Annotated in this window: 9 protein-coding genes; 5 read left to right on the top strand and 4 right to left on the bottom strand. The window is 38.1% G+C overall.

Features of this window, described 5'->3' with window-relative positions:
• Window positions 1-120: 120 nt before the first annotated feature.
• From murG to KKD45_00900, 4 genes are read right to left on the bottom strand one after another with little or no spacing between them, the layout of a single operon-like run.
• On the bottom strand, window positions 121-1,221 hold the full coding sequence (gene murG / locus KKD45_00885) for an undecaprenyldiphospho-muramoylpentapeptide beta-N-acetylglucosaminyltransferase (protein ID MBU4309059.1): 1,101 nt from the start codon (window positions 1,219-1,221) through the stop codon (window positions 121-123).
• A gap of 4 nt (window positions 1,222-1,225) precedes the next feature.
• Complete coding sequence (gene ftsW, locus KKD45_00890) at window positions 1,226-2,344, bottom strand: putative lipid II flippase FtsW (protein ID MBU4309060.1); 1,119 nt, start codon at window positions 2,342-2,344, stop codon at window positions 1,226-1,228.
• A 6-nt stretch (window positions 2,345-2,350) separates the two neighbouring features.
• Entirely contained in the window at window positions 2,351-3,406 is a 1,056-nt protein-coding gene (mraY, locus tag KKD45_00895) for a phospho-N-acetylmuramoyl-pentapeptide-transferase (protein ID MBU4309061.1), read from the bottom strand.
• Between the two features lie 14 nt (window positions 3,407-3,420).
• Complete coding sequence (locus tag KKD45_00900; GenBank protein ID MBU4309062.1) at window positions 3,421-3,834, bottom strand: hypothetical protein; 414 nt, start codon at window positions 3,832-3,834, stop codon at window positions 3,421-3,423.
• 187 nt (window positions 3,835-4,021) lie between these two features.
• Here KKD45_00900 and tadA point away from each other — a divergent pair, with 187 nt between their 5' ends.
• Genes tadA through KKD45_00925 form a run of 5 tightly spaced genes read left to right on the top strand, consistent with a single transcriptional unit; the run spans window position 4,022 to window position 13,256 of the window.
• Entirely contained in the window at window positions 4,022-5,758 is a 1,737-nt protein-coding gene (gene tadA / locus KKD45_00905) for a Flp pilus assembly complex ATPase component TadA (GenBank protein ID MBU4309063.1), read from the top strand.
• Window positions 5,759-5,788: 30 nt separating this feature from the next.
• Entirely contained in the window at window positions 5,789-6,925 is a 1,137-nt protein-coding gene (locus KKD45_00910) for a type II secretion system F family protein (GenBank protein ID MBU4309064.1), read from the top strand.
• 5 nt (window positions 6,926-6,930) lie between these two features.
• A complete protein-coding gene (locus tag KKD45_00915; GenBank protein ID MBU4309065.1) occupies window positions 6,931-11,031 on the top strand; it encodes a prepilin-type N-terminal cleavage/methylation domain-containing protein in 4,101 nt (1,366 codons plus the stop codon).
• On the top strand, window positions 11,021-11,662 hold the full coding sequence (locus KKD45_00920; GenBank protein ID MBU4309066.1) for a type II secretion system GspH family protein: 642 nt from the start codon (window positions 11,021-11,023) through the stop codon (window positions 11,660-11,662). Before KKD45_00915 ends, KKD45_00920 begins: the two co-directional genes overlap by 11 nt.
• 10 nt (window positions 11,663-11,672) lie before the next feature.
• A complete protein-coding gene (locus KKD45_00925; GenBank protein ID MBU4309067.1) occupies window positions 11,673-13,256 on the top strand; it encodes a hypothetical protein in 1,584 nt (527 codons plus the stop codon).
• Window positions 13,257-13,283: the final 27 nt, after the last annotated feature.

Below are 13,283 nucleotides of genomic sequence, written 5' to 3' on the forward strand. Positions count from 1 at the left end.
CATTCTGGAAGGAGCGAAGTGACTGATAGAATCTTCCGATGTTTTATAAAAGGAGTGTTGATATATTTTCTTTTTTAACATTGGAAGATCCTATCGCTTGCGCTCCAGGATGACAGATTTTTATCTTATTAATTTCTTAATTTCCTCCACAATCTTCCCTCCCGCATTTGTCTTAATAATCCCTTGAATATTCTTACTCAATTCTTCGCGCAATTCTTGATTACTGAAAATATTCAAAATATTATCCATGAAAATTCGTGCATCGATTTCTTTTTGATTTAAGACAATCGCGCCTTTTTTGTCGGCGAAGACTTGGGCGTTTTCTTCTTGATGTGAATCTGGCATTGGGATTAAAATGGCTGGCTTGCCCAAGTATGAAAGTTCAGTGAGGACGCCGATGCCACAGCGAGAAATAACTAATTCAGCGGCAGTAAATGATTTAAGCATGCCCGTAGTATCAAGGAATTCGAAGGCTTTGTAATTTGGAAGGTCGAAATTTTTGTCCGCGGTGTTCATGCGGTCTTTGCCGGTGATGTGGACGATTTGGAATTTTTTTAGTAATTCAGGTAAATTATCAAGAACCATTTTGTTGATAAAATCAGAGCCAGTGCCACCGCCGAGGATAAGAATAATCGGCATGTCTTTACGGAAGCCTAATTTTTCAATTGCCTCCCTCTTGGTCATATTTAAGGTGCTCATGATACCGCGGACGGGATTGCCAGTGCGGACCGCTTTGCGACCGTAGTCATCCAGGGATTTTTCAAAAGTAACTGTAATTACTGTCGCAAAATAGGACATGATTTTATTGGCCAAGCCAGGGCGCATATCTAATTGATGAATTAAAATTGGAATACGTAAAACCCAAGCGGCGCAGACTACGGGCACACTGACAAAAGAGCCGGCGGTGATAACAATATCCGGACGCCATTTAATGAGGTAAAATAATGATTGATAAAAACCATATTTAATAAAAAATGGATCAATGAAATTTTGCCAGGACCAATAGCGTCGTAGTTTTCCCCATTTGATTGCTTTGAAAGTAATTTTTTCGCGCTCCATTAAAAACTTTTCTGGTCCTTCGGCTGTGCCAATCCAGCGGACTTCAAAATTAATGTCTGGTGTGGATTTTTTTAATTCGTCGTAGATAGCCAAAACCGGCACGACTGAACCGCCTGTTCCTCCACCGGTTAATAATATTTTTTTTGTTGTTTTTTCGTTCATAAATTTAAGAAGTTGTTTGTTTAGAAATATTCATTAAAACTCCCAGCGCAGCCAAGGCAGTCAGAATTGCAGACCCCCCGTAACTAATTAATGGCAGGGGTACACCGGTCATGGGCATAATGTTAATTAGACCACCGATATTTACTACCATCTGAATTGTTATCCAGCTAACGACACCGATAGCTAAAATTTTGCCAAAATCATCTGGGGCGTTGGCAGAAATTTTGTAACCGCGATAAAAAATATACAGGTAAGTTAAAACTAAGCCGATTGAATAAAATAAACCCACCTCTTCGGCAATAACGGCAAAAATAAAGTCACTCGATACTTCTGGCAGATACATATATTTTTGTTTGCTACCGCTAATCCCCCGTCCCCAGACACCACCGGAACCGACAGCAATTAGGGATTGATTGATTTGATAACAAACGTCGTTCTTGCTGAAATTCGGATCGGCAACGCATTTAAATCGATTCATCTGGTATGGCTTAATTTGCACCAGGATAAATACTCCCAAAATGGCTGCCAGAAAAATATACAAGATATGCTTGGTTTTACCGCCACCGACAAAATAAACCACCATTGAGGTCATGCCTACAATTGATAGGGTTCCTAAATCTGGTTGCAAAAGCATTAAAAATGCAATTAATCCTAAAACGGCTAAAAATGGTCCAATGCCTTGGTGGGCATTATGCAAATCCTTTTTGCGCGCTTCAAGCCAAGCAGCTAGATAAAGCAAGAAGGATAATTTTACAAACTCGGATGGTTGCAAAGAGAAACCAAAGACATTAATCCAGCTATGGGCTGTGCCGTAGTCGGCGCTTAAACCGGGTATAAATACTAAAACCAGTAAAAAAATAGAAAAGAATAAAAAGCCAGCGGCGTACTTTTTCAAGCGACGGTAGTCAAAATTAGTAAAAAACCAAAAAGCGGCCACACCGGCTGCTATGGCAAATAATTGATGTTTAAAATAATAATACGGATCACCGAATTTTTCATAAGCGACAATTGATGAGGCACTAGATAAACTTAATAGGCCGAACAAAACTATGCCCACAATGGCGATGAGTAAGCCTTTATCAAGGGAGTGATAGCCTGGTTTTGATGTGATCGGTTTGCGCATAAAAAATTACATTGTCTTGTCTGATAAAAATAATACCAAGCCAATTGTGGCGGCGACACCAGAGATTACCCAAAAGCGCATGACAATCTTAGCTTCGATCCAGCCTTTGGCTTCGAAATGATGATGAATTGGAGAAGAGAGGAAGACTTTTTTGCCGTTACGTAATTTTTTGGAAGTTAATTGAATAATAACTGATAGAGATTCGATAACAAAGATTAAGCCAATAACCGGTAAAATCAAAGCTGTATTGGTTAGCATGGCGATAACACCCAGAGTAACACCCAGGCTCATTGCCCCAGTGTCCCCCATGTAAAAGCGCGCCGGCATAATATTGAACCATAAAAATCCCAGCAAGGCCCCGACGATGACACCGCAAAAAACTGCTAAATCATATTTGCCCATGGAAAAAGCGATAACCGCATAAGCGGCAAAAGAAGTTAATAAGGCGCCACCAGCCAAGCCATCAAGGCCGTCGGTTAAATTAACCGAATGAGCTGTTGCCACGATTACCAATATAAAAATCAAAATATATGACCAGCCTAATTTTACTAAGCCAACAAAGGGAATATGAAATAAGTCCCAATCAAGCTTGAAATAGAACCATAAAGCCCCAATCAGGGCAATGACGGCGTAAATTGCAAAACGATGTTTCATGTTTAAACCACCGCCACCTTTGACACCACTCCCCCTAATATCTAACCAGTCATCAAATAAACCAACAAGCGCAGTGGCAACCAGGGCACCCAAGGGTAAAAGAGTTTGTTCGCGCGATAAAAAATTCAAACTGACAAAAATGCTATTAGGAAACAGATCAGCTAAATAATAAATTGAAAGCGAAAAAATTAAAACGGTCATCCAGATTAGGATACCGCCCATGGTTGGTGTGCCGGCTTTGTGTAAATGCAATTTGGAAAAAATCGGTGTCTCGCCGCTGTTACGGATGTTTTTGCCCAATTTGTATTTATACAAAAAATGTGTGAACAATGGCGTCCAAGCCATTGTGAAGATAAAAGCTAAGCCCGTGAATAGCAAAACTTTGATTGTGTTAAAATCGTTTGTCATAATTTTTGTTTTATTTATTGTCCAAAATTAACAATATACAGAGAAATAATCGCCATTACCAAGATGATATTGGCAAAAAAAGCCGACCCTAAAAGAGTGTAGGCGATAAAAGTTCTGTCTTTTTTGTTGTTAATAAAAGATAGAATTAAAAAATTAAGGATAAAAACAAATAAGCCGAATATGGGGAGAATATATAATTTTTTCGCTTCTCCGTAAAGGTCAATTCCCTTCTCTACGTTATAATGTAAGGCAATATTGTCAGCACCTGCCAAAACAACGGCTTTATGCACTATAACCCAAATAATGATATTGATAGCTATAATCGCAATAATAAAAAAGCGAACATAGGTAGCAGAAAATAGTTCACTTAAATAATTTTCAACATCATCTTTTTTAAAGTAAAAAAAGTCTAAAAATTTGGAAAACATACAGCAAAAAATCTTATCCACTAATTGCGGATTTTGTTAAAACTTCTAAATAAAAAATAACATATATTCCATAAAAAAACAAATTTTATTCTTTGGTGATAAGCGGTTGTGAATTAATAATATTTCAAAAAAAACAATTTTGTGGTATAATAAAAAATAATTAAACCTGTGTATAAATAAATCCCTCATGTTTTCAAAAAAGCAATTAAAAAATATTCTTTTGAGTGCGGAAATTATTTCCGCTGATGACTTTGAGAAGTTATCAGCGGAGGCAATTAGCCTTGGTAAGCCACTTGAGAATTTATTAGTCGAAAAGAAAATTACTTCTTCTTTGGCTATATGTGAAAATGCGGCCAGCTATTACAAGCTGCCCTTTATTGATTTAAAAAACCAAAATATTCGTAAAGATGTTTTATTTTCAATTCCAGAACCAATTGCTTCTGCGCACGAAATTATTGCCTTTGACTCTGATGGCAAGGATTTAAAACTAGCCTTGATAAATCCGGAAAATATCCAGATTATTGAATTTATTAAGAAAAAAACTGGTCTAAATCCAGTGCTTTATGTTACCACCTCTGACAGTATTCATGACACTTTAAAGCAATATCACAAAAGTCTAAAGGCGGAATTCGATTATTTGTCCGATGAACAAAAAGAGGATCTTTCAGAATTGGATATAAACAAAGATTTGAAGAAATTGGCTCAAGATGTGCCCGTGGTTCGTATCGTGGATACTTTATTGGAGTACTCCATTATTGAGGGCGCGAGTGATATTCACATTGAGCCAGAAGAAAAAGACGTATTAGTTCGCTATCGTATCGATGGTATTTTGAAAAATGTAATGGTTTTACCCAAGAATGTTCAATCTGGCATTGTGGCGCGTATCAAAATTTTGGCGAATTTAAAAGTAGACGAACATCGCCTACCACAAGATGGTCGTTTTAAGATTTCCAACGCTGAACATAAGATGGCTTTTCGTGTTTCGATTTTACCAACCTTTGATGGCGAAAAAATTGTAATGCGTTTGTTAAATGAAAAAGGACAGATTTTAACCTTGGAACAGCTTGGTTTTCAGCGTAGCGCCTTAGAGGCTTTGAAGCGTAATATTACTAAGCCACACGGTGTGCTTTTGGTGACCGGACCAACGGGGTCAGGAAAAACCACTACCCTATATACAATCTTAAGTATTCTTAATCAACCAGAGGTTAATATTTCTACCATTGAGGACCCAATTGAGTATCGTATGCCCCATGTGAACCAGTCACAGGTTAATGCCAAGATTGGTTACACCTTTGCTCAGGGCTTGCGTGCTTTTTTGCGGCAAGATCCGAATATTATTATGGTGGGAGAAATCCGTGATGAAGAAACGGCTGAAATTGCGACGCATGCGGCTATGACTGGTCATATGGTGTTATCTACTATTCATACCAACAGCGCTGCGGCCACTTTGCCTCGTTTAACTGAAATGGGTATCCCCTCTTTTTTGATTGCAACGACGGCCAATGCTATTATTGCGCAACGTTTGGTGCGAAAAATATGTCCAAATTGTATTCAAAGTTTTAATCTGGATAAAGAAGTTATTGATAAACTCGAAAAACAATTAAATATCGGAAGTATTTTAACGACACTGGAACAGGAGAAGCAAATTTTGAGCGCTAAAAAGGGGTTATCGCAATTGCTGTTTTATCGCGGTAAGGGTTGTAAGCAATGTAATAATACTGGCTATAAGGGGCGTATTGGTATTTATGAAATATTAGAAAACACTCCGGATATATCATCATTAATTGTTAAAAATGCCAGTGCTCATGAGATTCATCAAAAGGCCATCGAGCAAGGCATGTTGACGATTGTTGAAGATGGTTTTATTAAGGCGAAAAACGGCGTGACAACAATTGAAGAGGTGTTGCGCGTGACAAAGGAATAGATTTTTAAAAATAATTAATAAATAAAAACTATGGTAGTTAATTTTAGTTCGCAGGACTATGGCGCAAATGATGTCAAAAAAGAAGAGGTGCCTATAATGGATAAAATTAATAATTTTCTTCTGACTCTGACTCCAATCGCACTAAAAGAAAAATTATTTTTTGTGCAACACTTGGGATTGATGCTTAAGTCCGGCATTTCTCTTGCGCGTGCGCTTAAGACTTTAGCTGACCAATCCGAGAATAAACATTTTAATCAAATTTTAACTGATGTGGCTAGCCGAGTTGAAAAAGGCTCAAGTTTTGCTGAATCCTTAGAGGATTATCGTAAAGTTTTTGGTGATCTTTTTTTGAGTATGATCGACGCCGGAGAATTGTCAGGTAAACTAGAGGAGGTGCTTAGACAACTTTTTGTGCAGATGAAAAAAGAGCATCAATTAGTTTCTAAGGTGAAAGGGGCCATGACGTATCCGGCAGTTATCCTATTTGCGATGTTCGGTATCGGTGCTTTTATGTTAATCGTGGTGGTTCCAAAAATTACAGCCATGTTTGATGAGTTACATGCTGAATTGCCACTAGCCACAAAAATTTTGATTGGGGCCAGTGATGCTATTAGAAATAATGGCATAATGGTTGTGATTGGATTGGGAATTTTTATTACAGCTTGGGTCAAGATATTAAAAACCTATAAAGGAAGATACATTCTTCAGACAATCTTGTTGCGGGCACCGGTTTTTGGCACAATTATCAAAAAAATTAATCTCGCGCGTTTCGCGAGAAATATTAGTTCTCTTTTGAAGACTGATATTATGATTGTAAAATGCTTCCAAATCACTGCCAACGTTCTGGGAAATTTACATTATAAGGCGGCCTTGAATGATATGTCGCAAGTAATCAAGCAGGGCGGTAAATTAAATGAAGCTGTTAAGGCCTATCCCCATCTTTTTACTCCAGTAGTTGTGCAAATGATTGCCATTGGCGAAGAGACTGGTGAGCTTGATAATATTTTAATGGAATTAGCTGAGTTTTACGAAGATGAAGTTGATCAGATTATGGAAAATTTACCAACTATTATTGAGCCCTTATTAATTCTTGCACTTGGCCTAGGCGTTGGTGGCGTGGCCGTGGCTATCGTGATGCCAATGTTTGCCATTTCATCGGCAATATAAAATTAATGAAATTATCCCCCCAAAAAAATCAAAAAGGCTTTACATTAATTGAGGTTACAGTCTCTTTGGCTATAATCGCTGTTTTGATTTTGGGAGTTTACAGCTTGGTAATCTTGTCTCTTAGAATAACGGCTGACAACAAAAACTATGTATCAGCGATTGAGATTGCCAATCAAAAAATGGAGCAGATTCGCAATATGCCCTATGATAATGTCGGAACTATTGACAGCAGTATTGTCTCTGGCACAATTCCTCAAATAGTTACCATTGAAAGAGGTGGAGTTTTTACGGTTACAACAAACGTCACCATGCCAAACGATCCATACGATGATATTGCTGGAGTAGATACCATCCCTAATGACTATAAGCAGGCCACGGTTAAAGTTGGTTGGGAAAGTAGTTATGGTCCAAAAAGTATATCTGTGTTTTCTAAAATAGTTTCCAAGACCAAAGAAGTGGCCGCTGGCTATGGCTTGCTAGAGCTTCATTCTGTTGATTCTAATGGATTACCCGTTCCTAATGCTAATGTCTATATAGATAATGATATTTTAGTTCCTGCCATGCATGAACATACGACAGTTACTGATGCAAACGGCATATTAAACATGGCGCTTCTTAAGTCATTTCAAGGTTATAAGATTACGGTTAGCAAGGCTGGTTATAGCACTGATTATTCTCTCGACCCCGCTTCCGGTTTAACACCAATTCATCTCTCAATTACTGAGGGTAATAAAACAGCTGAAAGTTTTTCAATAGATAAGCTAGCTACACTTATTGTTAAAACATATTCTGATAATATTCCTGCAAATTGGATGGTCAATAAGGCGACGTCGACAAGTAGTAAGTCAAAAACAGCTATTTCAAAAGATGATTCCGGAAATATTTATTTCATTTGGCAAGATGTAGTTGATGCGACAAACGCAGGTGTTTTTATTCAAAAATATAACTCTGCCAAGACCAGACAATGGCTAAATGATGTTAGAGTGGAAACCTCAAGTAATGAAACTAATCCTAGTATTGCCACAAGCAAGAACGGCACTTCTTATGTTGTTTGGCAGGACAGTTCAATAGCTTTAAAATCATTGGCAAAAGCTCCAGTTGAATCAAGTCTAGCCAGTAATGATGACTTGACTAGCCCCAGCAGTGATAAGGTTCTAAACGTGAATAAAATTGTTAAAAGTTCCTTGCTGAGACCGCTAAGTAATGTTGGCAGACTTGCTGAATTGTATTTTAATAAAATAAAAGTTTTTTTATTTCATGATATTAGAAATAATTCACATATTTTTGTTGCTAAAATTAAAAAATATTTTAGCAATAACAGTGCTGTTGCCGCCGGTACAGTTACAATTGTACAGACAAAAATAGGCGCAAACGTAAACAATTCACCAACCTTGTCAGCTACCTTTGATAGTGCCCCACTTAGCGGTAATGTTATTATTGCCATTGCAAGTCATCGGCATAGTTTCACTTCATTTATTACGCCAGCTGGTTTTACAAAATCAGTTTATAGCGATGTCTCAGCTAGTCTGGATGCTGGTATCTGGCATAAAGTTGCGGGCGCTAGCGAATCAAAAACAGTCTCTATTACAAATTCTGGCGATATAAATGGCGGTGTCTTGATGCTTATGGAGGTAAGTGGACTCGAAACCGCTAGCTTGCTTGATGTTGTCTCAATGAATTATCAAGGTGACTTGTCTAAAACTGGCAACACCGACTTGACTGCCACTTCAACAAATAACAGTTTTGGCGTCGCGGCAGTGTCTTTTGGTGACGACGCTTTTACGGCACCAACTTCGGCAAATTGGCAATCATCATCATCTAATGTGTATACTCAGAAAATGTGGGATGATTGGAATTCTGGAAGCAAAGGGTCCTTGAGTGTGGCGACGATAAATATAAATGCTGGTGTTCCACAAAAGGCTACGCTTGGGCCCTTGCTAGGTGGTAGCAATACGTATAGAAATAGCGTCTTGGCAATTTTTAAAATTAAAAATGACACCTCTGTTAGTGCAATAAATTCTCAAACAGCCTCTATCACCTTCCCTGCCACAAACCAATATATTGGTGGTTCTTTTGCAATTACGGCAAGTTCTACAAACTCTGTCAGTAGTATAAAAATAAGTGAAGATGGAACTGTTGATGCGCAAAATAATTTAGAAAATATTCACTTGTATTATGATATAGACTCTAGTTTTCCATATGACTGCGTTAGTGAGTCGTACGCTGGTACCGATTTGCAATTTGGTACTAATACTGGTTTTGATAGTTACGATGGTGTGGCAATATTTACAAAAGTTGGTGGTGTGACAATCGATACCACACATAGTCTTTGTGTCTATACAGTTCTAGATGTTAAAAGTTCGTCTAATAAAAATGACACCGTTGAAATTAAAATAAGTAATCCGGCAACAGATGTTATAATTAGCGCTGGTCTTATGACTCCTGGATCTACTGTCGCCATTGCGGGAACAACCATTCTTTTAAAACCAGCTGAATTGCAGCAGATTCATTATAGATTTCGCAATGATGATGGTGATGAAAGCACTGCTTCTTGGAGTAAGACCGAAGATAATAATTTGATAACCAAAATAGGGGCTCCGGTTAGACTGAGATTTGCCGTTACCAATGCAGGCAGCTTTGATTCCGCTGCTACTAGTTATCAGATTCAGTACGGCGAAAAAGATACTACCTGTGCTGCAATTTCAGTCTGGAGTTCATTGCCGGCAAAATGGAAAATGTACAACTCGAGCAATATTAACGATGGTGATGCAACGACTGATTCTACTGGTATTACCAATGAAAATACTAATTTTAAGGCTAGTCAAATAAAAGATACTGGTAGTCAAACTTCAGCACTGACACTCACCTCTTCTGATTTTACCGAAATTGAATATTCTCTTGAGGCTGATGGTAGTGCATCTGAAAAAACTTATTGCTTCCGCTTGACCAATGCTGGCGCAACCACCCAGTTTAACTATATTGAATATCCCGAGATTAGCATTGTCGGCGATGATAATATTTATATAAAAAGTTTTAATAATGACGGGAGTGAACACTGGGGCGTGAAAAGAGTTCATTTGGATTCGTCTAGTGTTAATCAGCAAAATCCGCAAATTGCTATCACGGAAAATTTTGGCACGGCCACAACTACGGTTATTTGGGAAGATAGTCGCAATGGCAATATTGATATTTACGCGCAAAGCTTTAATGAGGGCGGCAACCGCTTATGGAGTAGTGATTTGAGAATCACTAGTTCTTCAACAAATGAAATAAATCCCGTGATTGATATCGACGCAGAAGACAATATTTATATCAGCTGGGAGGAACAAGGCGATATTTATTTACAAAAATTTGATATTGATGGTAATAAGTTGTGGCTTGAGCCTATTAATATCACTAATTCAGGTGTTGCAGATTTTCGACCAAGAATTAGCCATGCTTCAACAACTGCCCTTTTATCCTGGACTGCATCAGAATCATCTATTTATAATACTTATTTAGCCAAATTTGATAGCACAGGTAGCTTAATTTGGAAAGAACGGGCAAATGTAGAGTCTAGTGAAAAAAACCAATTCTACCCGACTATTGCTAGTAATGATTCTAATGTTTATGTAACATGGACTGATGATCGTAATGGTAATAACAACATCTATGCTCAAAAATTTAATCTCAGCGGTGTTGCAGAGTGGACCAATGATCAAAAAATAACCGACGATATAGACTCGTCAGATCAAAATTCACCTGCTATTATCATAAGTTCAGATAATAAAATTTTTAGTGCTTGGCACGATGAAAGAAGTTTATCCAAGGAGATCTATGCAACCGAAATTAGCGAACCAGGAACACCAACGGTGGTGGCCAATGTCCCCTTGGTTATAACCGGCTCAAGATTGATATACAAAGATCCATTGCAGTATAAATATAGTCAAACGCATGCTACTGACGGTGGTGGTGACTTGTCTTTGCAGTTGGAGTGGGATGCATCATATCAAATAGTTGCAAGCAGCACCTTGACAGGGCTAATTGTGACTGAATGCCGCCCCCTTAACTGCCCTATTAGTATTAGCGCTGATGAAATAAAAACAATTGAAATTTATGTTAAATAAAATTTTAAAAAAGCCATTGTTTTTTTATATGGCTGGGCATTCATTTTCCTCAACTATGAAAAATAAAACCGGTTTCACTATGATTGAATTAATTGTCGTGATTGCAGTTATGGGTGTCATCTCAACCATGGTTTTAAATTTTACCGTCATGGGTCTGAGAGCTTCTCGTTTTGAGGCTGAACAAGCTGAAGCGGTCAAACAAGCCAGAGATGCAATGAACATTATGAAGACTGAAATTAGAGGCGCAAATAATTCCGCCCATGGTGATTACCCGATTTCTGTAATTACTAATCAAGAGTTTGCTTTTTTCTCCGACATCGACAAGGATGATGTGTATGAAAAAGTTAGATACTACCTCGACGGCTTGGAGTTAAAAAAAGCTGTCATTGAGCCCAATATCTCTAATTTGTATACAGACCCACCAGTCATTACGGTTATTGCTAATTACGTCAATAATCAAACCGAAAATGTCTTTAACTACTATACCTCTAATTATACTATTGCTGGGGATATTAACGAGGTTAGATTAATTAATATGAATTTAAAAATCAACGTTACTCCGGAAATATCACCGGCTGATATTTATGTCGAAACTGATGTTGCTCTCCGTAATCTTAAATCAAATTTATAAGTTAATGAATATGCAGAAACAAAAAATAAAACAATTCATGAATAACAGCAGAGGCTCGATGTTAATCCTTGCCTTGGTTTTGACCGGTCTTTTTATGGCCATGACTATGGGCGCCATCGGCCTAGCTCTTTTACAACAAAAATTAAATATGATCAAAATTGCCAGCAATCAAGCCGTTCATATTGCTGAGGCTGGTGTTAATTATTATCGCTGGGTGCTATATCATGATCCAGAAGAGTATTGCAATAAAGAGGCTTGTCGTGCCTCGACCACTCCATATGGGCCATACGCATATACGGACGCTAGTGGCAGCATTACAGGTCATTATGAGTTATATATTACCCCACCAGCTATTAATGCCTCAACTATCGTGACAGTTAAATCAATAGGGTGGGAAGATGGCCACCCAAGCGTTAAAAGAGTCATTGAGGTTAAACTAGGAAAACCCTCTTGGTCTAATTTTGCAACTTTATCTAATAATGATATTACATTTGGTGCTGATACTGAGGTTTGGGGGCCTATTCATTCAAATGGCGGTGTTCGATTTGATGGAATAGCTCATAATATTATTACCTCTTCCAAGGATTATTATACCGACCCAGATCATGCCAGTAGTGATGTTTTTGCGTTTGGAGTGCATACTCACAATGGTGCTGGTAATGGTACTTATAATACAACCGAAGAAGGAAATCCCGGACTAAGTCTTCCTGCGCCAGATCAAAGTGCAACTTTTCTTTCTGGTCGCGAATTCCCCGTCCCAATCGTGAGCTTTAGTTTATTAGATAACTATATAAGTGAGACATATATTAAAGCTTCTTCAAGCGGAATGATTATTGATCCTAGAAGTGCTGGGATAGCTGATCCTGAATCAGAGCCAACTCTTCGTAATTGCATTAGCTCTACCTGCGACGAGGGATTCCATATTACACTAAAAACAAATAATACTTTTGAAATTAGGGATGTCTCCGCTGTTTTCCCGGATTGGAGTAATAATCCCAGTGCAGACTCTAAAAGCCTTAGTATAAAAACTGAAGGAGCTGCTAAAACTTTTAGCATTCCGGAGAACGGAATAATTTTTGTCAAAAATCATGTCTGGATTGATGGAAAAATAAACGGAAGCAAGGTGAACGTTTTAGCATTTTTCGAACCGTTTACGGGCACTGTTAACACTGCGAGTATAATCACTAATAAGGATTTACTTTATACAAATTATGACGGCACAGACTCCATTGGACTTATCGCTCAAGGCGATATTGGCCCTGGTTTGTATAGCGAAGGTGCTTTGTCGGGAACGGAGGATCAAATGGAATTAAGAATTGATGCAGCTATGATTGCTAAGACTGGTCGAGTCGGTCGTTTGTATTACAAGCACAGTAGCGGCGATGAGTATCCCAAGAGACAAACGATAACTATTTATGGGTCTTTGGCAACAAACCAGCGCTATGGTTTTAGTTATTCTTGTGGCACCAGTGATCAATGGTGTTCTGGATATAAAATTAGGAATATAATTTATGATAATAATCTTACGCTGGATCCCCCGGCGAATTTTCCTACCACGGGAGAGTATACTTTTGTTTCTTGGAAAGAAGATTAAAATGTGTTACAATAAAGTTATAAAATA

It is taken from the genome of Patescibacteria group bacterium, assembly GCA_018897195.1.
Classification (GTDB): Bacteria; Patescibacteriota; Patescibacteriia; order Patescibacteriales; family UBA12075; genus JAHILH01.